Origin of the sequence: Mesorhizobium sp. BR1-1-16 (genome assembly GCF_020165495.1) — a bacterium.
In the GTDB taxonomy this organism is placed as follows: Bacteria; Pseudomonadota; Alphaproteobacteria; order Rhizobiales; family Kaistiaceae; genus Kaistia.
Genome location: NZ_JAIUIE010000007.1, coordinates 59,231 through 84,671, shown reverse-complemented (window position 1 = coordinate 84,671; position 25,441 = coordinate 59,231). Strand labels below are relative to the sequence as shown.

24 protein-coding genes and 1 tRNA gene are annotated in these 25,441 nt (G+C 64.5%); 8 read left to right on the top strand and 17 right to left on the bottom strand.

Annotated elements, in window-relative coordinates; translation table 11 throughout:
* The 3 genes from LB518_RS16085 to LB518_RS16075 are packed head-to-tail and all read right to left on the bottom strand — an operon-like array spanning position 1 to position 2,264.
* Positions 1-549, bottom strand: a complete 549-nt coding sequence (locus LB518_RS16085; protein WP_224578540.1) for an isoprenylcysteine carboxyl methyltransferase family protein — start codon at positions 547-549, stop codon at positions 1-3.
* Entirely contained in the window at positions 546-1,658 is a 1,113-nt protein-coding gene (locus LB518_RS16080; RefSeq protein ID WP_224578539.1) for a type III polyketide synthase, read from the bottom strand. The genes LB518_RS16085 and LB518_RS16080 overlap by 4 nt, the downstream gene beginning before the upstream one ends.
* Before the next feature lie 27 nt (positions 1,659-1,685).
* Entirely contained in the window at positions 1,686-2,264 is a 579-nt protein-coding gene (locus LB518_RS16075; RefSeq protein ID WP_224578538.1) for a tetratricopeptide repeat protein, read from the bottom strand.
* Positions 2,265-2,308: 44 nt separating this feature from the next.
* Here LB518_RS16075 and LB518_RS16070 point away from each other — a divergent pair, with 44 nt between their 5' ends.
* Positions 2,309-2,866 (top strand): RNA polymerase sigma factor, encoded by a 558-nt coding sequence (locus LB518_RS16070; RefSeq protein ID WP_224578537.1) that lies wholly within the window; start codon positions 2,309-2,311, stop codon positions 2,864-2,866.
* Positions 2,853-3,671, top strand: a complete 819-nt coding sequence (locus LB518_RS16065; RefSeq protein WP_224578536.1) for an anti-sigma factor family protein — start codon at positions 2,853-2,855, stop codon at positions 3,669-3,671. The genes LB518_RS16070 and LB518_RS16065 overlap by 14 nt, the downstream gene beginning before the upstream one ends.
* A 22-nt stretch (positions 3,672-3,693) precedes the next feature.
* Here the strand turns inward: LB518_RS16065 and rimO are convergent, their stop codons facing one another.
* Positions 3,694-5,025 carry a 30S ribosomal protein S12 methylthiotransferase RimO gene (rimO, locus tag LB518_RS16060; RefSeq protein ID WP_224578535.1) on the bottom strand — a complete coding sequence of 444 codons (1,332 nt, stop codon included), beginning with the start codon at positions 5,023-5,025 and terminating at the stop codon, positions 3,694-3,696.
* Positions 5,026-5,424: 399 nt separating this feature from the next.
* On the opposite strand from rimO, the gene LB518_RS16055 reads away from it, so the two are divergent.
* A complete protein-coding gene (locus tag LB518_RS16055) occupies positions 5,425-5,949 on the top strand; it encodes a GFA family protein (RefSeq protein ID WP_353619962.1) in 525 nt (174 codons plus the stop codon).
* Positions 5,940-6,641, top strand: a complete 702-nt coding sequence (locus LB518_RS16050) for a DUF998 domain-containing protein (RefSeq protein WP_224578534.1) — start codon at positions 5,940-5,942, stop codon at positions 6,639-6,641. The genes LB518_RS16055 and LB518_RS16050 overlap by 10 nt, the downstream gene beginning before the upstream one ends.
* Here LB518_RS16050 and LB518_RS16045 read toward each other — a convergent pair.
* A complete protein-coding gene (locus LB518_RS16045; RefSeq protein WP_224578533.1) occupies positions 6,638-7,267 on the bottom strand; it encodes a hypothetical protein in 630 nt (209 codons plus the stop codon). The two genes, LB518_RS16050 and LB518_RS16045, sit on opposite strands and share 4 nt — an antisense overlap.
* A gap of 236 nt (positions 7,268-7,503) precedes the next feature.
* Between LB518_RS16045 and LB518_RS16040 the strand changes: the two genes are divergently transcribed.
* Complete coding sequence (locus LB518_RS16040) at positions 7,504-9,330, top strand: glycoside hydrolase family 2 protein (protein ID WP_224578532.1); 1,827 nt, start codon at positions 7,504-7,506, stop codon at positions 9,328-9,330.
* 64 nt (positions 9,331-9,394) lie between these two features.
* On the opposite strand, the gene LB518_RS16035 is transcribed toward LB518_RS16040, so the two are convergent.
* The 3 genes from LB518_RS16035 to LB518_RS16025 form a co-directional block, all read right to left on the bottom strand.
* Positions 9,395-10,327: a lysylphosphatidylglycerol synthase transmembrane domain-containing protein gene (locus tag LB518_RS16035; protein ID WP_224578531.1), complete on the bottom strand. Its 933-nt coding sequence runs from the start codon at positions 10,325-10,327 to the stop codon at positions 9,395-9,397.
* A gap of 129 nt (positions 10,328-10,456) precedes the next feature.
* Positions 10,457-11,296: an MBL fold metallo-hydrolase gene (locus LB518_RS16030; RefSeq protein ID WP_224578530.1), complete on the bottom strand. Its 840-nt coding sequence runs from the start codon at positions 11,294-11,296 to the stop codon at positions 10,457-10,459.
* A gap of 7 nt (positions 11,297-11,303) precedes the next feature.
* Positions 11,304-12,113, bottom strand: coding sequence for a TatD family hydrolase (locus tag LB518_RS16025; RefSeq protein ID WP_224578529.1), 810 nt, complete (start codon positions 12,111-12,113; stop codon positions 11,304-11,306).
* 157 nt (positions 12,114-12,270) lie between these two features.
* Here LB518_RS16025 and LB518_RS16020 point away from each other — a divergent pair, with 157 nt between their 5' ends.
* A complete protein-coding gene (locus tag LB518_RS16020) occupies positions 12,271-13,314 on the top strand; it encodes a glycosyl transferase family 90 (RefSeq protein ID WP_224578528.1) in 1,044 nt (347 codons plus the stop codon).
* A gap of 83 nt (positions 13,315-13,397) precedes the next feature.
* Here LB518_RS16020 and metG read toward each other — a convergent pair whose 3' ends face one another.
* The 5 genes from metG to LB518_RS24900 form a co-directional block, all read right to left on the bottom strand.
* Positions 13,398-14,954 (bottom strand): methionine--tRNA ligase, encoded by a 1,557-nt coding sequence (gene metG / locus LB518_RS16015; RefSeq protein WP_224578527.1) that lies wholly within the window; start codon positions 14,952-14,954, stop codon positions 13,398-13,400.
* A 69-nt stretch (positions 14,955-15,023) separates the two neighbouring features.
* Positions 15,024-16,100, bottom strand: a complete 1,077-nt coding sequence (locus LB518_RS16010) for a DNA polymerase III subunit delta' (protein WP_224578526.1) — start codon at positions 16,098-16,100, stop codon at positions 15,024-15,026.
* Between the two features lie 10 nt (positions 16,101-16,110).
* Positions 16,111-16,794, bottom strand: coding sequence for a dTMP kinase (gene tmk, locus LB518_RS16005; RefSeq protein ID WP_224578525.1), 684 nt, complete (start codon positions 16,792-16,794; stop codon positions 16,111-16,113).
* Positions 16,794-17,918, bottom strand: coding sequence for a D-alanyl-D-alanine carboxypeptidase family protein (locus LB518_RS16000; protein WP_224578524.1), 1,125 nt, complete (start codon positions 17,916-17,918; stop codon positions 16,794-16,796). The genes tmk and LB518_RS16000 overlap by 1 nt, the downstream gene beginning before the upstream one ends.
* 116 nt (positions 17,919-18,034) lie before the next feature.
* Positions 18,035-19,360 (bottom strand): septal ring lytic transglycosylase RlpA family protein, encoded by a 1,326-nt coding sequence (locus LB518_RS24900; RefSeq protein ID WP_502845840.1) that lies wholly within the window; start codon positions 19,358-19,360, stop codon positions 18,035-18,037.
* 683 nt (positions 19,361-20,043) lie between these two features.
* On the opposite strand from LB518_RS24900, the gene LB518_RS15990 reads away from it, so the two are divergent.
* A tRNA-Ser gene (locus LB518_RS15990) sits at positions 20,044-20,133 on the top strand.
* A 27-nt stretch (positions 20,134-20,160) separates the two neighbouring features.
* Here the strand turns inward: LB518_RS15990 and LB518_RS15985 are convergent.
* Positions 20,161-21,069, bottom strand: coding sequence for a LysR family transcriptional regulator (locus LB518_RS15985; protein WP_224578523.1), 909 nt, complete (start codon positions 21,067-21,069; stop codon positions 20,161-20,163).
* A gap of 133 nt (positions 21,070-21,202) precedes the next feature.
* Here LB518_RS15985 and LB518_RS15980 point away from each other — a divergent pair, with 133 nt between their 5' ends.
* On the top strand, positions 21,203-21,916 hold the full coding sequence (locus tag LB518_RS15980) for an SDR family oxidoreductase (protein ID WP_224578522.1): 714 nt from the start codon (positions 21,203-21,205) through the stop codon (positions 21,914-21,916).
* Between the two features lie 26 nt (positions 21,917-21,942).
* Here LB518_RS15980 and LB518_RS15975 read toward each other — a convergent pair whose 3' ends face one another.
* The 3 genes from LB518_RS15975 to LB518_RS15965 are packed head-to-tail and all read right to left on the bottom strand — an operon-like array spanning position 21,943 to position 25,426.
* Complete coding sequence (locus tag LB518_RS15975) at positions 21,943-23,565, bottom strand: GMC family oxidoreductase (protein ID WP_224578521.1); 1,623 nt, start codon at positions 23,563-23,565, stop codon at positions 21,943-21,945.
* 35 nt (positions 23,566-23,600) lie between these two features.
* On the bottom strand, positions 23,601-24,149 hold the full coding sequence (locus LB518_RS15970) for a flavin reductase family protein (RefSeq protein WP_224578520.1): 549 nt from the start codon (positions 24,147-24,149) through the stop codon (positions 23,601-23,603).
* A gap of 56 nt (positions 24,150-24,205) precedes the next feature.
* Positions 24,206-25,426, bottom strand: a complete 1,221-nt coding sequence (locus tag LB518_RS15965; RefSeq protein ID WP_224578519.1) for an acyl-CoA dehydrogenase family protein — start codon at positions 25,424-25,426, stop codon at positions 24,206-24,208.
* Positions 25,427-25,441: the final 15 nt, after the last annotated feature.

The window sequence follows — 25,441 nt, the reverse complement described above, 5'->3', positions numbered from 1 at the left end:
TCAGCGTGCGGGTCCTGGCCAGACTGATGGCGTGGGGTTCTGGCCCAGCGCCCGCCGCTCGCCGAGCGCGCCATCTTCGACGCGGATGCGATAAGCGAGAAGCGCGATGTTGAGTGCGCCGAACAGCACGGCAAGCCAAGGCAGTCCGAGCGCATAGGGCAGGAGCGGAATCTCGATCGCCACGATCAGATAATTCGGGTGCCTTATCAATCGATAAGGTCCGCGGCGTCGGAGCGGCTGGCCGTCCACGGTGATGATCCGGGTCGTCCAGAACGATCCGAGGCTGGCGATGGTCCAGACGCGCAGCACCTGCAGCAGGGCATAGATGCCGAGAAGTACCCAGGGCACGGGAATTCCGGGTTGAACAAACAGCAGCATGGCGCCGAGCCAGGCTCCATGCAGCAGAATGAACAGCGGATAATGCCCGGCGCCGATCTCGCGTCCGCGCCGCAGCATCAAGGCGCGGCGGTTTCTCTCCGACCACGCGAGTTCGATGATGCGCTGGATGAGAACGAAGCCGAGCAGCAGATAGGGCCAGAGCACGCTCATGCGCGGCTCGGCCCGACATGCACGAACTGGAAGGCGGCGGTGAAGCCTGGTCCGAGCGCCGAGAGCAGGAGGGAGCCCGTGTTGCCGCGCTGGATCAGTTCGTCGAGCACAAAGAGGACCGTCGGCGCCGACATGTTGCCGTTCTCGCGCAGCACCTTGCGCTCCGCGTCGAGGCCCATCGGCTCATAACCGAAGACCTTCTCAAGCTCGTCGACGACTTTGGCGCCGCCGGGATGGCAGCAGGGTCGATCAATATCGGCCCGCGAAAGTCCGCCGCGTTGCAGAAAGCCATCAAGCGCAGCCGGCAAGTCGCGCGAGACGATGTCCGGAATGCTCTGCTTGAAGATGACATCAAGGCCCTGGCCGTCGACATCCCAGCCCATGACGTCGAGCGTGTCGGGCCAGCAATGTTCGCCACCGCTGCCGATCGTCACGGCGCCGTTTGCGTCACCACCGCTTTCAAGCACCGCCGCGGCTCCGCCATCGCCGAACAATGCGCAGGCGACGAGGTTGCTCTTGGTCAGACGATCATAGCGGAATGCTAGCGACGAGAATTCGACGACGATCAGCAGGCACCGGCTTCCAGGCACCGCGCGTGCCATCTGTGCGGCGCGGCTGAGGCCGAGCACGCCGCCGGCGCAGCCGAGGCCGAAGATCGGCAGCCGCACGACGTCGCGCCGGAACGGCATTTCGTTCATGACGCGCGCTTCGATGCTTGGCGTCGAAATGCCGGTCGAGGAAACGAACACGATCTGGCCGATGTCCTCGGCCTTGAGCCCTGCTGCATCGAGCGCCTTTTCCGCTGCCTTGCGGGCGAGGGCGGTCGCGTTCTTGACGTAGAGCTTCGTCTTTTCGCCGAAATCGGCGTCGCGCATGAACCATTCAACCGGCAGGCACGAGTGCCGCGTATCGATGTCGGCGTTATCGAATACCTTCTGCAACTGGTCGAAGAACGGCATGCGGCCGCCAAAGACCTCCCGCGCCCGCTCCCGCGCCACGATCTGCGGCACATGATGGTCGGGGGTGACGGTGACGAGCGAGCGAAGGGTCACCGACGGCGGCACGATGTGCTGCGCCGTCGCCAGATCGAGAGGACGCTGAAGCGTCATGAGATCAGTCTTTCTGCTCAGGGGCGGCTATTCGTGCCCGGTTGCGAGGAAGTTGGCGAGATCCTGGTATTGTTCGCAACTGGTGTTGCCACAGAGCTTTTCCAGTGTGGCGAGCTCGGCCTTCGCCTCTTCGACGCGGCCGGCGGTCGCATAGCCCTCGCCGAGATATTCGCGCGTGTTCAGATTGTGCGGCTCCAATGCGAGCGCCTGCTTGTAGTAGCCGATGCCGACATCGACATCGCCCATCTTGCGATGGCTGTAGCCGATATAGGTCAGGACCGTCGCATCCTTCTTGTTGCCGACGGCATCGAGCACCGCGAGTGCATTGTCATAATAGCCCGCGAGGGCTAGGGCGCGGCCCTGCTGTGTCAATTCCTTGTCCGAGAGGCTGCCGGACTGTGCCTTGACGCAGCGCTCCAGAGCCTTCGACCAGACGAGGCCCTTCTTGCAGACCTGGTTGGCCGGCACTCCGCCGCTGCCGCTGCTTCCGCCGCTGCTGCCACCACCACCGCCGCCGCCGCTGGCTGCCGCTGCGGGCAGGGCGGCTAGCACCGAAAATCCGACCGCGACAGCGGTTCGCATTGCAAAGCCGAACATGTTAGTCATCGTAACCTCCAGCGTATCCTCGCCGCGATCGGCGGGGTCGGCGCATGAACACGCGCTCCCGGCCGCCTATTCGCTTCCCGATGAACAACAGCAGTAACGATGATGTGAGATTGGGGCTCAGGCAATATCTGCCGGCCCTCTGGCGGTTCGCTCTCGTGCTTTCGAGAAATCGCGATACCGCCGATGATCTCGTGCAGGGAACCTGCATGCGCGCACTGGAGCGGGCAGGGCAGTACGAGCACGGAACGCGGCTCGACCGCTGGCTGTTCTCGATCCTGCATTCGATCTGGATCAACGAATTGCGGTCCCGCAAGGTCCGCCAGGGCAGCGGCGTCGTCGACGCGGAGCTCGCATTGGTTTTTGACGGCGGTCGCGCGATCGAAACGAATATTCTGGCCGCTCAGATGTTAGCTGCAATCGGGAAACTGCCTGATCCGCAACGCGAGGCGGTGCTGCTCGTCTATGCCGAGGGATTCTCTTATCAGGAGGCAGCGACGTTTCTTGGCGTTCCGATCGGAACCATCATGAGCCGGTTGGCCGCGGCGCGTGGACGGCTGGCAGAGTTCAATGACAACAGCGGGGACGGCAATGGCCGGAACTGAGCACAAGGACGACGAGACGCTTACCGCCTTCCTCGATGAAGAACTGGCGCCGGCTGACCATGCCGCCGTGCTCGACAGGCTGGGCAGCGACGACGCCCTGCGCCAACGCCTCGAAGGACTGCAGTTCTCTGGACGCGGCCTTGATGCTGCCTTTGGCGCCATACTGACCGTTGCGCCACGCGCCGATCTCGACGCGATGCTCGACCAGGCCCTTGCCCGCGTTCCGGAGCCGCGCCGCGTTCCGGCAGCTCGATCGCGGCTGAACAGGATCTGGCAGCCGCGCTTCTTGGCAGCGCTTGCCGCCATGCTGGTCGTTGCCTGTCTCGCAGGCGGGATTGGCTACCAGCTTGGCGGCGCTGACACACCGCGTCAGGCGGAGGGTTGGCATGAGGCCGTGGCTGAGTACTGGTCGCTGACGACCAAAGCGACGCTGAACTTGGCGCCGTCGCCGGGGACAGCAACCCAGCAGCTCGCGCTTGCCAGCGACGCGCTCGGTATTCCGATGACCGTATCCGCCGTCTCGCTCGAAGGCCCGTCCTTCCGAGGCGCGCAGCTCTACGAATTCAATGGCAAGCCGCTGGTACAGATCGCCTATCTCGATCCCGACTATGGCCCGATCGCCTATTGCGTCATTCGCAACGGCAAGCCCGGCGAGACGCAGCCGAAGGCGGCGGAGATCGATGGTTTCAATGTCGTGCACTGGTCCGGCGCCGGCTTCGGCCGGATGGTGATCGGGCGCGCACCGCCGGAGCGACTGGCGGATTTCGCCGCGAGACTGGCGGCCGAGGCCGGGCAGGGCGCCTGAAGCGCCCTGTCCTGCTCAGGCCTCAGACGACCTGGCCGTAGAGGTCATAAGCATCGGCCCGGTCGATCTTCGCCGTGACGATGTCACCGACCCGGATCGGGCGACGCGATCTGAGATGGACGTTGCCGTCGATCTCGGGCGCATCCCAGACCGATCGCCCCTTGGCTGAAAGCCCGCCGCTCTCGTCGACAATGACCTGAATGCGGCGGCCGACGCGCTTCTGCTGCCGCGCGGCGCTGATCGCCTGCTGCTTCTTCATGAAGCGGTTCCAGCGCTGCTGCTTGATCTCGTCCGGCACCGGATCGGCCAGCGCATTGGCCGGCGCGCCATCGACTGGCTCGAACTTGAAGCAGCCGACGCGGTCGAGCTTCACCTCGTCCAGCCATTCGAGCAGGAACTCGAAATCCTCGTCGGTTTCGCCGGGAAAGCCGACGATGAAGGTGGAGCGTATCGCGAGATCGGGGCAGATTTCGCGCCAGCGATGGATGCGCTCGGCGGTCTTTTCCTGGTTGCCGGGCCGGCGCATTGCCTTCAGGACGCGCGGGCTCGCATGCTGGAATGGGATGTCGATATAGGGAAGAATCTTGCCCTCGGCCATCAGCTCGACGACGGCGTCGACATGAGGGTAGGGGTAGACATAGTGCATCCGCACCCAGGCGCCGAGTTCGCCGAGCGCCGCTGAGAGGTCGAGGAACTTCGCCCTCACCTCGCGATCGCGCCAGCGGCTCGCCTCATATTTGATGTCGACGCCATAGGCGCTGGTGTCCTGCGAGATCACCAGCAGTTCCTTGACGCCGGCCTTCACGAGGCGCTCGGCCTCGCGCAGCACGTCACCAGCAGGCCGGCTGACGAGATCGCCGCGCAGCTTCGGAATGATGCAGAACGAACACCGGTTGTTGCAGCCTTCCGAAATCTTCAGATAGGCATAGTGGCGCGGCGTCAGCTTGATGCCTTGCGGCGGCACGAGATCCACGAAGGGATTGTGTGCTGGCGGGACCGCCTGGTGCACGGCGCCGAGCACGCTCTCATATTGCTGCGGACCTGTGATCGCGAGCACGTTCGGGAAAGCGTCGCGGATCTGCTCGGGCTCGGCGCCCATGCAGCCGGTGACGATGACCTTGCCGTTCTCCTTCATCGCCGTGCCGATCGCCTCGAGCGATTCCGCCTTGGCGCTGTCGAGGAAGCCGCAGGTGTTGACGATGACGACGTCAGCGCCGTCATGGTGCCGCGACAGTTCGTAACCCTCGGCACGCAGATGCGTCAGGATGCGCTCGCTGTCGACGAGGGCCTTGGGGCAGCCGAGGCTGACGAAGGAAATGCGCGGAGCTTCGCCGGAAGGCGCTTCGGGGTTCATGAACTTCATCCGAGAACGAGGGCGCGGCGGCATCGATCATACCGCCGGATCGCCCGGTCTACGGGCGTTTGGCGCCTATCTGTCCAAGCGCCCCGAACATGTCAATGGCGAATGGCCGGAGGCCCCAGTCCACGTCGTCACGACGAGATGCCGTTGACGGCGCCAAGCGCGAAGATCGAAGTCCGAGAACTCAGGGAGATCGGATGCGCAAACAACCGGGCGCGGCCCGTCAGGGTGCCGGCGTGGGTCTCCGGGAAACGAGGGGCGGGCAGCGAGCGGCGGAGAATGGCGTCGCTATCCGTGCTGTCATCAACAATTCGCATAAGGAAGATTATGGAACCAAATCGGATATGTTGAACTGAGGCGACGTGGCTGCGATCGTGCCGACTTGGTCCAACCATGAGGCTGCCGATGCATACGGGATCTTGCCTCTGCGGTGCTGTCCGGTTCGGGGTGCCCGGCGAGCTGCCGCAAGCCTCGGCTTGCCACTGCTCGAAGTGTCGGAAACATACCGGGCACTTTGAGGCTGGTGTCGACCTGCCGCGATCCGCCATCACGATTTCAGGCGCGGAACGGCTGACTTGGTTTCATTCGTCCGAAAAAGTCCGGCGCGGATTCTGCTCGGTTTGCGGTTCCTCGATGTTCTTCGATCCCATTTATCTCGATTGGATCGGCATCATGATGGGCGCTTTCGATGGACCCACCAACACCCGGATTTCATTGCATATTTTCGTGGCCGACAAGGCGACTACTACGAGATTGCCGACGGGGTTCCGCAGAACGCGCAATGAGGTTCAAAACCGCGGGGCGGGGCATCGAAGTCGTCGAGGAAGGAAACCAATCGGCCGCCTGAACGTATCGACTGGGAGGCGCAGTCCAGAATGGGCCGCCCATGGATACGCCGGGAAACATCAATGCGTATAGCTGCCCGAACGGGCGAAACTGACGCGGCCGCCAGGGCTGCAGCGTTCTGCTGGCTTGGCACGGCTTTGGCGTACTTCATCGCCGAGACGATCGCCGCAAGAGCGTTTCGCGGCTACAGCTTCACAACGCACATGATCAGCGATCTCGGCATCCCCTACCCGACCGTCATCAATGGCCGCAGCATCGATTCTCCGCTTGCTGTGGTGATGAATGCCGGCTTTGTGGTGCAGGCGCTGCTTTATGCCTCGGCCGCGCTCGTCATTGGGCGCGCGCTGCCAAAGCGCGGCGCGGCTTATGCGGTCTTTCTCGGCGCCGCGCTTGCCGATGCGCTGGGGCTGGTGCTGATCGCAGTCTTTCACAGCGGCACGCGCGAGATCGCCGACGGAACGATTGTCTGGCATCTGGTCGGCGCCAGTCTTTCGATTGTCGGCGGGAATCTCGTTGCGATGTCCTCGGGCTTCGCGCTTGCTCCGCTCGGCATGCCGCGTTTCTATCGCCCAGCCGGCATCGCGCTCGGCCTGTTCGGGATCAGCAGCATCGCCTTTCTGATCACGGGTCCTGCCTGGTTTCCGCTTGGCGCCGTCGAGCGCGCCAGCGTCTATACGATCACCGCATGGGAACTGATGACCGCCGCACTGCTTCTGGGGCGCCAGCGCGGCTGGTCTTTCGCGCAGCGTCAGGGCAGGGCTTAAAACGTCAAGTCGCGAACGCCGCGCACGAGCCCGCCGACGGCCGCGCCGGAAAGAGTCCAGGCCGTGCCGACGATTTCGGAACCGCCACTGACCACGGCCTCGCCGCTGCGACGGAGGAACCCGTGCCGTGCCCCCTCGCCTGTTGCCGAACCGATGGGCAATGGCGGAACCGGGCCAATCGCCGAGACGTCGGCGACGTCATATTCCGCTTCCGCAGGCGCCGGATCGGCAGCCGCCTGCGCCGCCGGTTCGACTGTCGGTGCAGGTGCCGCAAGCGGCGCGGCGCATTCGATGCATGGCCGCCGCAACGGCTTCGGCGGCAGCGCCGCCAGCTTCTCGAGCCGATCGATGGCAACAGGCTTCGACGTTTCAGCGATCGGCGCGTCCTTGGCGGGCTGCACGGCCGCAGCGCGTATCGGAGCCGTGGGCTCGATCATGCCGGCGATGCGATCCGGTCCGGTCACTTGCGTGCCGCTGACCACGAGAACGGGCTGCGCCGCATCGCGCGGCGTCAGCGCCACCGTGCTTGCGACCGCAGCGGCGCCGAGGGCGATGGCGATGGCAGCGCCATAGAGCACCAAGGGGAACCGGGAGGACGGCATTTCCGAATGGAAGCGATTGTCCATGATGATCTCTGGCCTGAGCGATTCTCTTTGCATGCGTCGCAGTTTCACTGCCTTTTCGGGCTGCATGCCGACAGGATCGGGGCGCGAATGCGTCTTTTGTAACGGAGGATTGCGGCGGCGGCGCCGTTGCGACGGCAGATTTCGGGTTTTCGACTGCGTGTCATATGGTAATACCAAAGACGCATCCGGTGGCTTTTCGAAGCCCCGGCAAAGACCCGACATCCCGGAGGATCGCCTTGGCCTATAGTGACCATCCGCGCCCGCAGATCGAGCGCGCCCGCTGGCTCTCGCTCGATGGAGCGTGGCAGTTTGCCTATGATGACGACGCCCGCTGGATCGGCCCGGCCGACGCTGCGTTCGACCGTACCATCACTGTGCCCTATGCGCCCGAAGCGCCCCGAAGCGGCATCCATGACGAGGGATTTCATCCCGTCGTCTGGTATCGCCGAACGCTGGAGCTGCCGGCTGATCTCGCGCCCGACGCGGCGCATGACACGATCCTGCATTTCGGCGCCATCGACTACAAGAGCGATGTCTGGATCAACGGCCAGCATGCCGCCTCGCATGTCGGCGGCCACACGCCCGTCCGCGTCCGTCTTGCGCCGTTCATGACCGGGGGCACGCTGGATATCGTGGTTCGCGCCGAAGACGATCCGCTCGATATGATGAAGCCGCGCGGGAAGCAGGATTGGCTCGCAGAGCCGCACGGCATCTGGTATCCGCGCACGACGGGCATCTGGCAGACCGTGTTCGTCGAACAGGTCGGCCGCAGCCATATCGAGAGGCTGCAATGGACCCCGGACTTCGCGAAGTTCGAGATTCGCCTCGATACGCGCATCGCCGCGCCGGAGGGTCATCGCCTGCGTGTCCGGCTCTGGCTCGCCGGCCGCGTGCTGGTTGAGGATGAGTATGGCTTGAAGGGCCGGGACACCAGCCGCGTCATCGCCCTCCCCGACCCCGGCATCGACGATGCCCGCGCCGAATTCGTCTGGTCGCCCGAGCATCCGCAACTGATCGATGCGGAACTGTTCCTGGTCGACGGGAATGGCGAGGTCGTCGACGAGGTCAAGAGCTATACGGCGCTCAGAGCCGTCTCGACCGCCAACGGCCGCTTCGTGATGAACGGGCGTTCGTATTTCCTGCGCCTCGTTCTCGACCAAGGCTATTGGCGCGAAGGCGTGATGACGGCGAGCGACGAGGAGCTGCGCCGCGATGTCGAGCTGACCAAGTCGCTCGGCTTCAATGGCGTGCGCAAGCACCAGAAGATCGAAAACCCGCGCTTCCTCTACTGGGCCGATGTGCTGGGCCTCCTCGTCTGGGAGGAAATGCCGAGCGCTTATGGCTATTCGAACGAGACTGTCACGCGGCTCGCCGCTGAATGGCAGGAAGCGATCGAGCGTGACTATTCACATCCCTCGATCGTCGCCTGGGTGCCGTTCAACGAGTCATGGGGCATTCCTGAACTGCCGCACAGTCCGGTCCAGCGCAGCTATCAGCAGGCGCTCTACCATCTGACCAAGACGCTCGATCCGACGCGGCCGGTCAGCGGCAATGACGGCTGGGAGCAGATCGCGACTGACATCTTCGCGGTCCATGACTACCACCACAGCGGCGCGATCCTGCACGAGCGCTATGGCTCCGAGGCTGGGTTCCGCGACACGCTGACGACCTTCCGTTCGGCAGGCCGTGCGCTCGCGATTGATGGTCATCCCTATGCCGGTCAGCCGGTAATGCTGACCGAGTTCGGCGGGATCGCCTATTTCATGGGAAACGAGGCCGGCTGGGGCTACAGCACCGCCAAGGACACCGAGGATTTCGTCGAGCGCTATGCTGACGTTCTCGCCGGCGCCACGGATTCCGATCTGCTTGCTGGCTACTGCTATACGCAGCTGACCGACACCTATCAGGAGCAGAACGGCGTCCTCACCATGGACCGCAGGCCGAAGGCCGATATCGCAGCGATCCGAGCCGCCAATCTTGGCGTTCCCATCGCGCGTCTGCCGGAGCATCCGCTCGGCTACAATGCGCGCTGGGTGAGGACACAGGCCGAGCGCGGAAACTGAGCGTCGCCTCGCAACGGGCGAAGACGGATCGGAGGGCAGGGGTGATCCCCTGCCCTTTCGCGTTTCAGCTCTCCTTCCGGCCGAGCTGGGTCTTCTCGAAGGCAAGCACGATGAACAGCGACAGAGCGAACGGGATCAGCAGATAGAGCAGCCGGAAGACGATCAGTGCCGCGAGAACGTCATTCGGGTTCATTTCGGGTAGCGCCGCCAGGAACGTGACCTCTAGAACGCCTAGACCGCCCGGCGCATGCGAGAGCAGCGCCAGCGTGAACGAAGCTAGGAAGATCCCCAGAATGATGAGATAGCCCGGATTTCCAGCCTCTGGCAGCGCGAAATAGATGATCGCAGCCGCGCCGCCAAGCTCGATCGGTCCGGCCAAAAGCTGCCGCGCCACGATCGGAAGGCGCGGATATTGGACGTGGAATTTGCGGATGTGCCAGGGCGGCAGGTGTCGCCAGGATCCGAACACATAGAGCAGGACGAGGAACAGCAGCAAGAGACCGAGAATGAGACCGGTCAGCGGCGGCACGTCGATGAAGCGGGTGATGAGATGCGGCTTCAGCACGAGCACGATCCCGCTGGTGAGCACCGTGCCGAGCGCAAAGGTGAACGAACAGAAGACGATGAGCAGGCCGATTTCCTGAGCCGTCAGCCCGCGGGTCGAATAGGCCCGATAGCGGACCACCGCGCCCGAGATCACCGAGGCGCCGATATTGTGCGACAGGGCATAGGTCGTGAACGAGCAGAGCGAGATGAAGAGCCAGGAGATCTTCTTGCCGCCGATATGGGCAATAGCGATTCGGTCGTACCAGGCGAGCGCGCCATAGGCGCAAAGCGTTGCCAGAACGGCCAGGATCCAGTTGTGGGCGCTGATCGCCGCCAAACTGTCCGCGACCGCCGCGAACGAGATACGGCGGAATTCCCGATAGAGAATGAAGATCGAGACGACGACCGCCACGATACCGAAGATCGACCATGCCGCGTTGCGGAGCTTCATTGACGCCTTTTTCCTTTCGCACCGATCTCCGCCGGCGCTGCCACAGCTTCGGGAAGATTGGCACGCTGCTTCCGGGACGGCCAGACCCAAAGAAGGGCCCTGCCCACCACCAAGGCAGCCGCTTCGCCGCTACAAAGCGTGCTCGATGATCATGCCGTCAAAGGCCGGTTCGATATCGCCCGGCAGCATCGCGACCAGCGTGCGGTAGTCCAGATCGCCATGCATATGCGTGAAGATCGTGCGACGCGGGCGCAGCCGATCATGCCAGGCAATCGATTCATCGACGCTGAAATGGCTCGGATGCGGCCGCCACCGCAAGGCGTCAACGATCCAGAGCGAGAGATGCTGCAAGTCGGGCAGCGTTTCGTCGGGAAGCGCGCTGACATCGCTCGAATAGGCGAAATCGCCGATCTTGAAGCCGAGGCTGTCGATGTCGCCATGCACCTGCCTGAACGGCAGGATCGTCAGGCTGCCGCCTGGCCCATCGACGGAAAAGCGTTCTCCGGCGACGATCCGCTCGCGGCCGAGGATCGGCGGGTAGCTGCCGCCGGCCGGCGTCTTGAAGCAGTAGCCGAAGGCCTCCTCCAGCCGTTCCTGCGTATTGTCGTCCGTATAGACCGGCACCAGCTTCCGGCTATCGAGCCAGAAGGCGCGAAGATCATCGATGCCATGCGTATGATCGGCATGGGGATGCGTGTAGAGGACGGCATCGAGCCGGTCGACACGCGCGTCGAGCAGCTGGTTGCGAATATCGGGGCCGGTATCGACCAGAACTCGCGTCGGATAGGGGCTGTCGCTGCGAAAACCGTCGATGAGGATTGCGGCCCGCGTGCGACGGTTCCTCGGTTCGGACGGGTCGCAGGCGCCCCAGTCATTGCCGATCCGCGGCGTACCAGGGGAGGCGCCGCAGCCGAGAATAGTGATGCGGATACGCTCGGCGGCCGGCGCCTTCATCCTCGCCTCACCCATGTTTGCCTCACCCATGGGCCGCAGCTGCGTTTTCGAAGGCCGAATTCGGCACTTTGGTGAACAGCCGGCGGAAATTGCCGGTCGTGATCGTCGCGATCTGCTCTTCGGAAAGTCCGCGCACGCTGGCGAGCACGGCCGCCGTATCGCGGACATAGGCTGGCCGGTTGGTGTGCCCGCGATGTGGCACGGGAGCCAGATAGGGCGCGTCGGTCTCCACGAGAAGTCGGTCCTCGGGAATGTCCCGCGCGATGGCGCGAATGTTTTCAGCGCTCCGGAATGTCAGGATGCCGGAAAACGAGATGTAACAGCCGAGCGCGACGCCGACTTCGGCAAGGCGCGCACCCGACGAAAAGCAGTGCAGAATCGCCGGAAAGGCGCCCTCGCCGTTTTCCTCCGTCAGGATTGCGATCATGTCCTCGTCGGCTTCGCGCGCGTGGATGACCAATGGCAAGCCGGTGCTGCGCGCTGCCGCGATGTGGCGCCTCAACCCCCTCGCCTGCTCGGCCTTGTGTTCGGCGCCGTAGACGTAGTCGAGGCCGGCCTCGCCGATCGCGACGACCTTCGGATGAGCGGCAAGCGCGACGAGTTCAGCGGTCGTGACGTCGGTCTCCTCATGGGCGCTGTTTGGATGCGTCCCAACAGAGCAAAATACAGAGGGATATCGCTCGGCGATGGCACGCACCTGTTCGAACCGGCGAACGCGGGTCGAGATCGTTACCATAAGGCCAACGCCCGCCCGGTGAGCTTCGTCGATGAGCCCCTCGCGATCGGCATCGAACTCCGGAAAATCGAGATGGCAATGGCTGTCGACGAGCATGGGTTCCGGAGGCAATTTGCGTGACGTGTCCTCGACGCGAGGCACGGACCTGAAGAAGTGAGTAACCGCTTCGCGCGGCGCTGTCGACCGTTCTGGACACGCTCCGGCTGTCGCTTCTACACTTGCATGCAAGCCCCATTCCGGACGGGATTCGATATTGCCTTCCCTGCAGGTTTCCCTATTCGGACTGACGCCGAAGCGCCTCAAGGAAGAGGTGATGTTGAGGCGGCTCGGGACAGGCATTTCCGAGATGCAAGCCTTTCCGCCGAGCCTTGCCTTTGAGCACAACAGCGAGCGCCGACGCCACCGCCACCAGGTTGGCTTCGAACGGATCGGCAACCAGATCAACATCGTGCTCGACCGCGACCGGCTCGCCGCCGACTGGCCGCTCTACCAGATGATGTGGCGCCGGTTGCCGACTTTGGTCCGGCTGGTTTCGCGCACCGCGCCGGAGGTCACTTCCCTCATCGGCAATATCTCGGACGGCGGTGGCAACGAACCGAACGAGCTTTCGTTCTGCAGCGACGAGCCACAAGCCGTTCTCGTGCCTGATCCCGGCTTTATGACGGCGCGCCTCTACCAGCCGTTTCGCGAACTGGCCGACAGTCGTCCAGGCCAATGGGCGCGGCGCAAGGAGACGCTGCTCTGGCGCGGCGCCATCACCGGCCCGGGCCATACCATCACCGAGGGGATGGACATGGACGATCCGAGCCTCAAGCAGCGCGTTCGTCTCTGTTTGGCCCTGCGCGGGCTCGCCGATGTCGATGTCAAGCTGACCTCGACGGAGCGCGAACCGGCCGCCCATCAGACGCGCGAGGCGATCCGGATGCATGGACTACTCGGGGAGTTCGTGCCGCCATCGCGCTGGATCAACGTCAAGTTCGCGCTGGATATCGATGGTCCCACAAATAGTTGGGGCAATATGTTCACGCGACTTCTCATGGGATGCTGCATGCTGAAAGTCGCGTCGTCGCACGGCTTTCGCCAGTGGTATTACGATGATCTCGTGCCGTGGACGCATTATGTGCCTATAGCGGCCGATCTCTCCGACATCGTCGAAAAGATCGAATGGTGCCGCGACCACGACCAGGCGTGTCGCGAGATAGCCGCGGCGGGTCAGGATTTTGCCCTCCGCCGCACGGTGGAATCAGAAACCGTCGCCAGCGTTCAGAAAATCAACGAGATTTTCGCTGGAGCCTGAACGCCCGATCTCGAAAAACGAGAAGCGCGCGGCGTCGCGACGACTGCTTCTCGTGCCTCGTTGGCGCCAAATCGGCCTACCGGCTAAGCCTGCGGGCTCTCTTCGGCAACGTAGCGCGGGAACACGCCGCTTGGCGCTGGCAACGGGCTGCCTCCTGCGAGGCGGCCCGCTTCGCCGAGAGCCGCAAAGGTGCGGCGATCGGTTGGAACTCCCAGCAGATCCAGCAGCTTGGCGCTGGATGCTGGCATGACAGGCTGCGACAGGATGGCAATCTGGCGGACCAGTTCGGCCGTGACATAGAGCACGGACCCCATGCGCTCAGGGTCCGTCTTCTTGAGCTGCCAGGGTGCCTCACCGGCGAAATAGCGATTGGCGTCGGCAACCACCGTCCAGATGGCGTTGAGCGCCTGGTGGATCTGCTGCGTGGCGAACGCGGCGCGGCAGACCGGCAGCAGCGCGTCGGCCGTGGCGAGGATCGCGCGGTCGGCGTCAGTCAGGGCGCCGGGCACCGGCAAGGCGCCGTCGCAATTCTTGGCGATCATCGAAAGCGAGCGCTGGGCCAGATTGCCGAGGTCATTGGCGAGATCGGCATTGATCCGGTTGACGATCGCCTCATGGCTATAGCTTCCATCCTGCCCGAATGGCACTTCGCGCAGGAAGAAGAACCGAACAGGATCAAGGCCATAGGTCTCGATCATCGAGAACGGATCGACGACATTGCCGACCGACTTCGACATTTTCTCGCCGCGGTTGAACAGGAAGCCGTGCGCGAAGACCCGTTTGGGCGGCGGCAAGCCGGCCGAGAGCAGGAATGCCGGCCAGTAAACGGCATGGAAGCGGACGATGTCCTTGCCAATGACATGCAGATCGGCCGGCCAGTAGCGCTTGAAACTTTCACTCTCGACATCGGGATAGCCGACGCCGGTGATGTAGTTGGTCAGCGCGTCGACCCAGACATACATCACATGCTTGGGGTCGCCGGGAACCGGGATTCCCCAGTCGAATGTCGTCCGCGAAATCGAGAGATCGCGCAGACCGCCACGCACGAAGCTCGCGACCTCGTTGCGGCGCTCGTCGGGTCCGATGAAGTCCGGATTGGCTTCGTAATGGGCGAGCAATCGGTCCTGATAGGCCGAAAGGCGGAAGAAATAGCTCTCTTCCTCAACCCACTCGACCGGTGAACCGAGCGGTTCGCGGCGAACCCCGTCCGAGCCGACCGTTGTTTCCTTCTCGTCGAAGAATTGCTCCTGCCGAACGGAATACCATCCGGCATATTTATCGAGATAGATGTCGCCGTTCGCGGCCATGCGGCGCCAGATTTCTTCGCTGGACCGATGGTGGCGCGCTTCCGTCGTGCGAATGAAATCGCTGGGCTCGGCTCCGACCGCCGCCACCAGTTTCTGGAACGCGGCCGAATTCTGGTCAGCCAGGGCAAGCGGCGTCAGGCCGGCCTTCTCAGCGGTCTGCTGCATCTTGAGACCGTGCTCGTCGGTGCCGGTCAGAAAGAACACGTCCTTGCCGTCCAGCCTTTGAAACCGCGCCAGCGTGTCGGTCGCGATCACCGTATAGGCGTGGCCGATATGGGGCACGCCATTCGGATAAAAGATCGGAGTCGTGATGTAGTATTTCGGCGTCGTCATCGCCTTCTCGCCTCTTCTTCGATTGCGACATCAACAAGGGCCCCGAACTTGGTCCGGGGTCGCGGAGCGTCACATTCGGGTTGCGCGGGCGAGCATGTCGATTGTCGTGAGCACGTATTGCTTGCGGTCAAGATTGAGTGCCTCGACCTCGGCCGAGGATTGGCGGACTTTCTCCCACACCTCCGCCCAGCGCGCAAGCGGAACGGCGGCCACGACAGGCGGCAGGGCGCCGAGCGTCTCGGGCTCGGGCAATCCGCGCGCTCGTCGTGCAAGCCAGTCGAAAACCAGATCCTGGAAGCTCTCGAAGGCATCGTCGGCCCCGCGCTGCGCGACGATATCGCCGAGGCGGTGCGCAGCGCCGGCGTCCAGCGCTGGGAAGCGGCCGACCGCGCGGCCGAAGGCGCTGCCGATGGCCATCACCTCCTCGTCGAGGAAGCGGACGGCTCGGCGAATGCTGCCTTCCCCCGCCAGCGCAGCGAATCGTCGCTCGTCAGGGCCGGCATCGGAATGGCGCTCCAGTGCACGCTCGATGACGTCGCTGCCGAGCGGCGTGAGGTCCAGCCGTCGGCAGCGCGAGCGAATGGTCGGCAGCAGGCGGCCGGGTGCGTGGCTCAGCACGAAGAACAGCGCACCACGCGGCGGCTCCTCGAGGACTTTGAGCAGAGCGTTGGCGGCACTGGCATTCATGTCATCCGCGGCGTCGACGATCGAGATCCGCCAGCCCGCCTCGCCTGCCGTAGCGCCAAAGAACGGAATGGTGCGGCGAACTTCGTCGACGGTCACCGATTCCTTGAACCGCTTGTTCTTGTCGTCGTAAGGCCGCGCCAGGGTCAGGAGGTTCGGGTGGGCATGCGCCGCAATCTTGCGCGCGGCCGGATGGCCAGGATCGATCGCGAGGCTTTCGGCGGCCGGCGCGCGCGCAGCGTCTGGATGGGCCAGCGCAAAGCGCGCGAAGCGGTAGGCAAGCGTCGCCTTGCCGCTGCCGCGCGGGCCTGTGATCAGCCAGGCATGGTGCATGCGACCACCGCGATAGGCGTCGACGAGAAGCTTTTCGTCGGACGCGGCCCCGTACCAGTCGGTCTGCTCCTCGGGGCTCGGCCAGCCTTCGAGGGCGTCGAGCTGAGGCAGATCGGGCGAGACGGCCATCGGGATCCCTTCAATCGGCTTGCGTCAGCAATCGGCTCATGACGGCCTGCCAGATATCGGCGGCGACGTCATCCTCTGCCTGCATCGCGTTGATGACGACGCACCGCTCAGGTTCACGCGCCGCGATGCCGAGGAATATCTGTCGCCGCGCTTCGTGCCGGTCGATCGTTTCGCGTTCGAATCTATCGGCTCCGTCGGCGCCGCGCCGCGCCGCCGCTCGCGCCAGTCCGATTTCAGCTGGCACGTCGAGCATCAGCGTCAGATGTGGCCTCATATCGCCAATGGCAAGCGCCTCAAGCTGGTCGATCAGCTCCGGATCGACGCCGTCGGCGCCCTGATAGGCGCGGGTCGAATCGATGAAGCGGTCACAGAGCACGAATGCGCCACGGAGGATCGCCGGCCGGATGACGCGGTCGACATGATCGGCGCGCGCCGCGGCGAACAACATCGTCTCGCCTTCTGCGCCGAGCGGTTCGGCGGCGCCGGAGAGGACGTAGCTGCGAATCGCTTCGGCGGTCGGCGTCCCTCCGGGCTCGCGCGTCACGACGATCTCGATGCCTTGGTCGCTCAGCCGCTCGCCGAGACGGCGGAGCTGCGTCGACTTTCCTGCGCCCTCGCCGCCTTCGAACGTGATGAAGCGCCCTGCCCGCACCAGCGGCGATCGCGACGAATGGTCAGGTTCTTCGGTTCGCATCAAAGCCAGCCAACCAGCAATTCACCAATCGCATCGAAGGCCCGCCGCTCCATCGTTCCCGCCGCGACATCCTCCATCGTGACGACGGGTTTTTCGACCAGCAGGTCGTCGCCGACATAGACGCGGACAGTGCCGACCTCCTGCCCTGCCTTGACGGGAGCGATCAGCGGCCCGGCATAGACGAGACGCGCCCTGATGCGGTCGCGCGCCCCTCGCACCAGGAGGACATCAAGCGGCGCCTTGGTCGCGAGCGGCACACCGCTCGCCGCGCCGCCATAGACGCGTGCGTCAGCGATCGTTTCGCCTGCCCCGAAGAAGCGTATACGTTCGAACGCCGCCCCGGCATAGTCGAAGAGCTTCGAGGCCTCCTCTGCACGCGCCTTGTCGGTCGGTAGCCCGCTGACGACCGCCGTCAGCCGGTGGCCGTCGCGCAGAGCCGAGGCCGTCAGGCCGAAGCCCGCAGCCTCGCTGTAGCCGGTCGAAAGTCCGTCAACACCAATGCCGGCTGCCAGCAGCGGATTGCGGTTGCGCTGGGTGATCTTGTTCCAGGTAAACTCTGGCTCTGAATAGATCTTGTAGAGGTCGGGGTGGCTCGTCGCGAGATAGTCCGCAATCGTGGCGAGATCGGCGGCCGTCGTCTTCTGCTGCGGATCGGCGAAGCCTGTGACGTTGCGAAAACTCGAGCCGGTAAGCCCAAGTGCGGCCGCTTTCTTGTTCATGCGCACCACGAACGCCGCTTCCGATCCGGCAATGCCTTCGGCGAGGATCAAACAGGCGTCATTGCCGGCCTGAACGATCGCGCCGCGCAGGAGGTCCGACAACGGGACCTCGGATTTCAGCGCCGCGAACATCGTGGCGCTGCGCGATGGCGCGCCGCCGGTCCGCCAAGCGTTCTCGCTGACCTTGAAGGTCTGGTCGAGCCGGATCTCGCCGGCCTTCAGCGCATCGAACACCACGGCCATCGTCATCATCTTGGCCATCGCCGCAGGCTCGAACGGATCGTTCTCAGCCTTTCGATAGAGCGTTGCCCCGGAATCGACATCGACCAGAATCGCGCGCAAGGCCTTGCTGTCAAAGGCCTGCTGCGCCGGAGCCACAGCAACCGACAACAGCATCACGGCCATAGCGATCAAAGGTCGACGCGCATGAGGCGACATGGACAGGACCCGTTCGGAAATGCCCAACATGCGAGATGCCGTCGCCGCAGTCCCGCCGTCAAGCGGCAGCGAGTTGCCGCTCGTCAGCGCGTGACGATGAACGCGTCGCGGGCACCGGCTGCCGTGACGGCTGCGACCGCCTCGCTGTCGGAGACGCTCCGATTGGTGACGAGAAGCGTCAATCGTTGCATCGTCCGGCCGCCAACGACCATTTCGGTCGACCGCGCGCGGCCAAGCCAAGCGAGCCGCCCGGCCATGGCCGCCGCGTTGGCGTCGCTGGCGAAAACGCCGACGGCGATCTCCGTCGCGTCGGCGCTGCGTTCGGCGGCTGCGCGGGCGACAGCCTGCTGCAGCGCAAGATTGAGGCCGGCATGGGACGATCGTGCCAGACCATCGGCGGCGCGCTGCGCCTCCGTGAAGTCCGGATCGGACGCATAGGACGAGCGCGCTGAACGATAGACCGGCTGCTGATCTTCTTCGGTGAAGGCGGCGGGATTGTCGACCGTAAAGGTGCCGAGCGTCCGCTCGCCATAGGTCGTGCCGCCGGTGGCCGACGCACGTACCACGGTCGGCGCGGCAACGCTCTCGGGTTCGGCGATCGCAACCGCAGCCGGAGCCCGATAGACGGGAGCGGCGGCTGGAGCCTCGTTCTGGGCGGCCTGAATTTCATAGTTGTAGGGGTCGATCGGCGTCCCGCCCTCGACAAAGATATCGGGACGCGCACGCGGGATCGGCGCCATCGCAAGGACGATCTGCGGGCTCGCGGCCGGGGCGCGCATGGCAACGGCGACGGTCGCGGCGGGCGCCGGCTGGCGCATCGCGACGGCGATCGTCGGTGCTGCCGGCTGCGGCTGCGAACGCATGGCGACGGCAACCGCGCTCGCGCGCTTCACCTGGTTCATGGCAACCATCACATTCGGGTTGCCCATCTCGGTATTGCTCGGGGCGACATAGGTCGCCATCAGCATCTGCTTGTCATGGCCTTCCATCTTGGCCGGGCCGATATACTCGACCTTGACCTTGACGGCGCCGTGCCGCTTCACCTCGAGCAGTTCCGCCGTCTTGGCGGAGAGGTCGATCAGCCGGTCGCGCTCATATGGACCGCGATCATTGACGCGGACCACGACCGAAGAGCCGTTCTTGAGGTTGGTGACGCGGGCATAGCTTGGCAGCGGCATCGTCGGATGCGCAGCCGAAAGCGTGTCCATGTCATAGACTTCTCCGTTTGCCGTATAACGCCCATGGAAGGCGGAGCCATACCAGGACGCATAACCGACGGCCGTGTATTTCTTGTGCTCGAACGGCTTGTAGACGCGGCCCTTCACCGTATAGGCCTTGCCGACCATGTAGCGTCCGCCGCCCTGCGGCACCGGCTGGCCATATTGGACAACCCGCGGACTGGCCTTCACCCCATATTTGCTTTCAGGAAAATACTCGGACGAGCGCTTCTTGGAAGGCGGCGGCGCCGATGCGCAGGACGCCACGAGAGAAGCGGCCGCTGCCATAAACAGCGCTGCCACGAACGGCCTAGCAGCCGATCGGTCCAGTCGCGATACGCGCGGGCTGTGTTTACTCGACGTCCCCATCCTGCCTCTCTGATAGCAGCAACTGCCCGCCTTGTCGACCAAGCAGCCGGATCGTGTCGCATTGCCGACACGCCGACGACACGGACAAGGCGAGAACCGCCCGGCCATCCCATCGTCCATAGGCAGGCACTTCCGTTGACAGCTGGTTAAGAACACGTCAATCGGCCGGGCGAAATTCGCGGCAATGAGAACGGCATGCCGCCGCGTCAACTCGCAGCCGGCCACCGCCAGGCAATCCGCCGAGACGCCGCTGGCTCGTCGCGGCCGGTAACGTCTTGCCCGCTTCCGAGGTACAGGTCTCTCTGGTTTCAAAGTTGATGGCCGCACGCCGCTCGATATCTCCGGCGCATTACCCGGATGCGTCGTGCGATCCGGTCGGGCGTGTTGACGCGACGATCCGAGGCGCGGTAAAGCCGAGGCCCTCTAGCCGTTCGGCATTCGTCCGCCAGCAATCGCCCTCGCGCGACGCGCAGGCCCGGGCGAAAAGGCCAGCGTCTTCAAGGCTTGGATGGGTGGCCGAGTGGTTTAAGGCAGCGGTCTTGAAAACCGCCGAGGGTGCAAGCCCTCCGTGGGTTCGAATCCCACCCCATCCGCCAGCTTGCCCACGACGGTCGTTTCCAGGTCTATGCCAAGCGGCAGGTCGCGATAACGGTGTCGCGGAGCCAGCGATGGGCGGGGTCGGCATCCATGCGCGGATGCCACATCGCGGACACCGCAATGGCCGGTGTGGCGACCGGGAGTTCGAAGCCGATCAGGCCGACGGAGAAAGAGGCGCCGATGTCAGTTCGCAGGCACGATCGCGGTACAAGCGCGACAAGGTCGGATCGACGCGCAATCTGTAAGGCATCTGGAAAGCCAGGTACGACCGCGACGATTTCGCGCTGAAGCCCGAGCGTCTGGAGTGCCTCATCGACAGGCCCCCTGAAGTGGCCCTTGCGTGACACCACGACGTGCCCGGAGGCTGCGTAGCGTTCAGGCGTAATCGAGCCGGAGAGCAAAGCGTGCCCGTCCCGCACCGCGCCAATGAAAGTGTCGCGGAAAAGCAACTGGGTGCGGACCTCAGGCGCGAATGCACCGAGCACCCCGATCTCGAGATCGACAGTGCCCTCCCGCAGCGGTCCAGCGTCCTTGGCGGGTTTCGGAGCAAAGCAGAGGCGCACGCGCGGCGCGGCCTTGGTGACCGCGTCTACGAGCGGCGCGGAGAACAGCCCGATGAAGCCCTCATTCGCGCGAATGACGAAGGTTCGATCGAGCATCGCCAGATCGAGACGGTCGTGCTGCGGGCTGAGGACGTCCCTCGCCTCGCGGGCCAGTTCATGCACGCGTGCGCGGAGAGCGGCGGCGTGCGGCGTCGGAACAAGTCCGCGTCCGGCGCGTACGAGCAACGGATCGCCCGTCGCAGCGCGCAGGCGCGCGAGCGTCCGGCTCATGGCCGAGGAACTGAGACCGAGGCGCCGTGCCGCGCCGGTTACGCTCCCCTCGGTGAGCAGCGCATCGAGCGCGGGGAGCAGGTTGAGATCGATTGGGTCCATGGACGCATATTAGGCTGGGGGTTCTTCCTAACCTAGCGTCGGATGCAACACGTGTTTGCGTTGCGTGCGTCTGGCGCCCGTCGTTAGCAAGGACAATCATCCTCGGACCATTGCAGGGGACGAGGATTTATGGATGTCAGAAAGCAACACTGAAGCGGCAGGCACGATCCTGCTGATCGGCGCTTCGCGGGGCCTTGGCTACGCTATGGCGGCGGAATTGCTGCGGAGGGGCTGGAAGGTCATTGGCACGGTTCGCGGTCCCCAGCGAACATTGCTGCACGAGCTCGCAGACGGCTATCCGGACCGCGTCGAGATCGAGCAGCTCGACGTGACCGAGCCGGATCAGATCGCGGCTTTGCGCAGCCGCCTCGCGGGCCGCAGTTTCGAGATCCTCTTCGTCAATGCGGGAACGGCCAATACCGATCAGGACGAAACCATCGCCGAAACTTCGACGGAGGATTTCGTCCGCGTCATGGTCACCAATGCACTGAGCCCGATGCGGGTGATCGAGGCGCTGCAGGATCTCGTTTCACCCACCGGCATGATCGGCGTCATGTCGTCAGGCCAGGGCAGCATCGCCAACAACACTAGAGGTGGCCATGAGGTCTATCGTGGCTCCAAGGCGGCGCTGAACCAGTATATGCGTTGCTATGCTGCGCGGCAGGGTGGTCAGGCACGCGCTCTGCTTTTGCTGGCGCCCGGCTGGATTCGTACGGAACTCGGTGGTCCAAACGCGCCGGTAGCCCTCGAGGACGCGGTGCCCAAGGTCGTCGACGTGCTGCTGGCGCAGCAAGGCCAGCCCGGCCTCCGCTATGTCGATCGCGAAGGACGCACCGTTCCCTGGTAAGCACCCCGCGGATGCGGCTGCCGGATTCAGTGAGATGCCGCGGCGATGCGCTCAGCTGCTCTCTCGCCGATCATCACGGCCGGCGCGTGCGTATTGCCTGAGACGATGGTCGGCATGATCGAGCAATCGGCGATGCGGAGGCCGTCCAGGCCACGCACCTTCAGATCCCCATCGACGACGGCGTCCGCGTCGCTGCCCATCTTCGCTGTGCCCACCGGATGGAAAATCGTGGTTCCGATCTCGCCGGCCAGCCGCGCCAGAGCGTCGTCATCCTCGGGTCCTGGTCCTGGCCTGATCTCCACCGGACGATAGGGCGCGAGCGGCGACTGAGTCATCAGGCGGCGCGCATGACGAATGCTGTCGGCGGCGACGATACGGTCCGCCTCGGTGGAAAGGTAGTTCGGCTGGATTGACGGCGCGGCCTGCGGATCGGCGCTCGCCGCATGGCTCGATCCGCGGCTGGCGGGGCGCAAGTTACAGACCGAAACCGTGAGCGCCGGCGTCCGATGCAGGGGCTGGCCGAACGCGTCCAGCGACAGCGGCTGGACGTGATATTCGATATTGGCGCGGTTATGCGCCGGTCCGCTGCGCGTGAAGATGCCGAGCTGGCTCGGCGCCATGGCCATCGGGCCGCTCTGAGTCAGCGCGTATTGAAGCGCGATGCCCGCTTTGCCATGCAGCGTCGCGGCGCGGTCGTTCAAGGTCTTCGCGCCGGTGACCGAAAAGATGGTGCGGATCTGCAGGTGGTCCTGCAGGTTTTCTCCGACGCCGGGCAGCGCATGGACGAGCGGGATGCCGATGCGCTTGAGAATGTCGGGCCTGCCGATGCCTGACAGTTCCAGGATTTGCGGCGATCCGATCGCGCCAGCCGACAGCACGACGTCCTGCCGGGCCTTCGCCTCGAACAGGCTGTCGCCGCGCGAGAACACGACGCCCGTGACCCGGCGGCCGTCGAGACAGAGACGCTGGACATGGCATTCCGTCAGGATCGCCAGATTGGGCCTTCGACGGGCGGGATCGAGGAAGGCCTTGCGGGCGTTCCAGCGGATGCCGCGCTTCTGGTTGACCGGGAAATAGCCGACCCCTTCATTGTCGCCGGCGTTGAAATCCCGCGCCCTCGGAATGCCCATGGCCTCGGCGGCCTTCGCGACCTCGTCGAGGATTGCCCAGCGGAGGCGCTGCGGCTCGACGCGCAATTCGCCGGTCGTCCCATGCGCCTCGTCGGCGGCGCCGAAATGATGCTCGGACCGGCGAAAGAGGGGCAGCACGTCGGACCAGCCCCAGCCGGGATTGCCGGCATCGCGCCAGCCATCATAGTCCTGCGCCTGCCCACGCATATAGATCATGCCGTTGATCGATGAGCAGCCGCCGAGCACCTTACCGCGCGGATAGAGCAGGCTGCGGCCGTTGAGGCCGGGCACGGGCTCGGTCTTGAACCCCCAATCGAGGCGTGGATTGCCGATGGCGAACAGATAGCCGACCGGAATATGCACCCACGGGTGATTGTCGCTCTTGCCGGCCTCGATCAGGAGCACCCTTCGCCCCGGATCGGCGGAGAGACGATTGGCGAGGACGCACCCGGCTGATCCAGCCCCCACGATCACGACATCGAACGTGCCGAAATCGGCGGGCTGACGGGTAGAGGTCATGCGGTGGTCCGTCGTCGCGTTGAGAAAAGGGCGGCTTACATGAACCGCGAGGAATCGACGAGATTGACCGCGTCATCGAGTTCCTTATGCAGGCGGTGCCAGCGCCGGTCGAGATAAACCAGCGAGTGCGCCTCCGGTGGATCTTCCATCGGATGCGCCTCCCCTTCCAGCAACTCCGCCGCGACGAGAGTCGCGCCCTCGATGGGCAAGAGGCCGAGGCGGCGGGCCCGGAACCAGGTCGCGACGCTGGTATAGCGCGGCTCGCCGGAGGGCAGCCGCTGCCAGGCGACGTCTGGCCCGAAGCGGTTGGCACCGCTCGACGCGCAGAGCTGTGCGAGATCGATATCCGTGTAGCGCAAAAGATGGATCACCATCGTCTCCGCTCTTAACAAAGGCTCTGAAGATGCGGACTTCGTCGAAAGCGAGAAGGCGACGATCGGCGGCGCCGCGCTGACCGAGATCAGCGAGGATACGGTCATCGCCACCGGCCGGTCGCCCGGATCGGCTGTGATCACGGCAACGCCGGCCGGATGGCGGCGAAAGGCCTCGCGAAAGGCGGCTGTCATCGGGTTCGGATGGCTCATCGATCTACCTTCTACGGCGAAAAAGGGCCGGACCGTCGCGCCCGGCCCCTTCAAGACTACTTCTTTTCGATCAGGTCGTAGAACTGCCACACGCGCCCGCCCCACAGGCCGCCAAGATCGCGGCCGGCCGAGGTGACGATCGACGGCGCGATGGTGAAGTGGTTGGCCGCCACCATCATCTCGCGGAAGGTGCGCTGGATCACCCCGGCGCGAAGCGAGGCGCCGCCGCCGGCACGATAGGCGAAGTTGCAGATCTCGACGCCCGCCTCGTGGATTTCTGACTTTGCCAGATGGACGAGGCTGATCTGCCGCGTCGAAACGCTGTTCCCGGCCTCGACGGTCGCTTCGATGTCGCTCCATGTCTCGAACACGAAGGCGCGGGCGGCGCGGTAGCGAGCTTCGGCGCGACCATAATCATACCAGAACTTCTCGCTCTCGCCGATCAGGCCGGCGCGGCCGGATTTGGAGCGCGCGAATTTGGCAATCTCGTCCAGCATGCGCCGCGCGGTGCCGAGCGCCCAGCCGGTATGGCCGATGGCGGCGAGGCCCACGACGCCGAGGCTGAACAGTTCCTTCAGCCGCTGCGGCGGCGCGGTCAGGATCGGGAACACGAGATCGTCGGGGATGAAGACATTCTCGGCCGCATAGTCAATGCTGCCGGTGCCGCCAAGGCCGAGCACGTCCCAATTGCCGAGCTGCTTGTGCTCGGGAATGGGCGCGTGGGCGCACATCACGATGACGTTGCCCTTTTCGTCCTTGGCCGGCTTGCCGGTGCCGTCATCGACGAAGGCGGCGCTGTGTGAATAGGTGGCATGGCTAAACCCGCTGCCATAGCTCCATTTGCCGGTCAGGCTGTAGCCGCCCTCGACCTTCTTCAGCATGCCGAGCGGCGCGCCCTGCCCCGAGAAACGGTTGTCCGTCCCCGGCCCGAACAGCCGTTCGACGGCGCTGTCCGGCAGGAAGGCGGCGGACATGGCGCCGATGCAGGCATGCACCATCGAAACCCAACCCGCCGAACCCGAATGCCAGGTGATCGCCTGCAGCAGTTCGAGGACCTGCGTGGGGGGCAACTGCGCGCCGCCAAGCGCTTCGGTCGCCAGCACATGCGACATGCGCAACGGCTTCAGCGCCTCGAAGCTCTCAGCCGTCAGCTCGCCGTTCTTCTCGTCGGCATCGGCATTAGCTTCGAGGATCGGGCCGATTTCCTCGATCTTCTTCAGCATGTCGCGATAGTCGATCGTGCTGCCCCAATAGCTGTGCTTGATGGGCTTGTTCATGATGGTTCTCCTCCT

What these genes read in the sequence shown, in the direction of transcription:
- LB518_RS16085 (WP_224578540.1), bottom strand. Translation starts at nt 549, where the DNA reads ATGAGCGTGCTCTGGCCCTATCTGCTGCTCGGCTTCGTTCTCATCCAG.
- LB518_RS16080 (WP_224578539.1), bottom strand. Translation starts at nt 1,658, where the DNA reads ATGACGCTTCAGCGTCCTCTCGATCTGGCGACGGCGCAGCACATCGTG.
- LB518_RS16075 (WP_224578538.1), bottom strand. Translation starts at nt 2,264, where the DNA reads ATGACTAACATGTTCGGCTTTGCAATGCGAACCGCTGTCGCGGTCGGA.
- LB518_RS16070 (WP_224578537.1), top strand. Translation starts at nt 2,309, where the DNA reads ATGAACACGCGCTCCCGGCCGCCTATTCGCTTCCCGATGAACAACAGC.
- LB518_RS16065 (WP_224578536.1), top strand. Translation starts at nt 2,853, where the DNA reads ATGGCCGGAACTGAGCACAAGGACGACGAGACGCTTACCGCCTTCCTC.
- rimO (WP_224578535.1), bottom strand. Translation starts at nt 5,025, where the DNA reads ATGAACCCCGAAGCGCCTTCCGGCGAAGCTCCGCGCATTTCCTTCGTC.
- LB518_RS16055 (WP_353619962.1), top strand. Translation starts at nt 5,425, where the DNA reads ATGAGGCTGCCGATGCATACGGGATCTTGCCTCTGCGGTGCTGTCCGG.
- LB518_RS16050 (WP_224578534.1), top strand. Translation starts at nt 5,940, where the DNA reads ATGCGTATAGCTGCCCGAACGGGCGAAACTGACGCGGCCGCCAGGGCT.
- LB518_RS16045 (WP_224578533.1), bottom strand. Translation starts at nt 7,267, where the DNA reads ATGGACAATCGCTTCCATTCGGAAATGCCGTCCTCCCGGTTCCCCTTG.
- LB518_RS16035 (WP_224578531.1), bottom strand. Translation starts at nt 10,327, where the DNA reads ATGAAGCTCCGCAACGCGGCATGGTCGATCTTCGGTATCGTGGCGGTC.
- LB518_RS16030 (WP_224578530.1), bottom strand. Translation starts at nt 11,296, where the DNA reads ATGGGTGAGGCGAGGATGAAGGCGCCGGCCGCCGAGCGTATCCGCATC.
- LB518_RS16025 (WP_224578529.1), bottom strand. Translation starts at nt 12,113, where the DNA reads ATGCTCGTCGACAGCCATTGCCATCTCGATTTTCCGGAGTTCGATGCC.
- metG (WP_224578527.1), bottom strand. Translation starts at nt 14,954, where the DNA reads ATGACGACGCCGAAATACTACATCACGACTCCGATCTTTTATCCGAAT.
- LB518_RS16010 (WP_224578526.1), bottom strand. Translation starts at nt 16,100, where the DNA reads ATGGCCGTCTCGCCCGATCTGCCTCAGCTCGACGCCCTCGAAGGCTGG.
- tmk (WP_224578525.1), bottom strand. Translation starts at nt 16,794, where the DNA reads ATGCGAACCGAAGAACCTGACCATTCGTCGCGATCGCCGCTGGTGCGG.
- LB518_RS16000 (WP_224578524.1), bottom strand. Translation starts at nt 17,918, where the DNA reads ATGGCCGTGATGCTGTTGTCGGTTGCTGTGGCTCCGGCGCAGCAGGCC.
- LB518_RS15985 (WP_224578523.1), bottom strand. Translation starts at nt 21,069, where the DNA reads ATGGACCCAATCGATCTCAACCTGCTCCCCGCGCTCGATGCGCTGCTC.
- LB518_RS15980 (WP_224578522.1), top strand. Translation starts at nt 21,203, where the DNA reads ATGTCAGAAAGCAACACTGAAGCGGCAGGCACGATCCTGCTGATCGGC.
- LB518_RS15975 (WP_224578521.1), bottom strand. Translation starts at nt 23,565, where the DNA reads ATGACCTCTACCCGTCAGCCCGCCGATTTCGGCACGTTCGATGTCGTG.
- LB518_RS15970 (WP_224578520.1), bottom strand. Translation starts at nt 24,149, where the DNA reads ATGAGCCATCCGAACCCGATGACAGCCGCCTTTCGCGAGGCCTTTCGC.
- LB518_RS15965 (WP_224578519.1), bottom strand. Translation starts at nt 25,426, where the DNA reads ATGAACAAGCCCATCAAGCACAGCTATTGGGGCAGCACGATCGACTAT.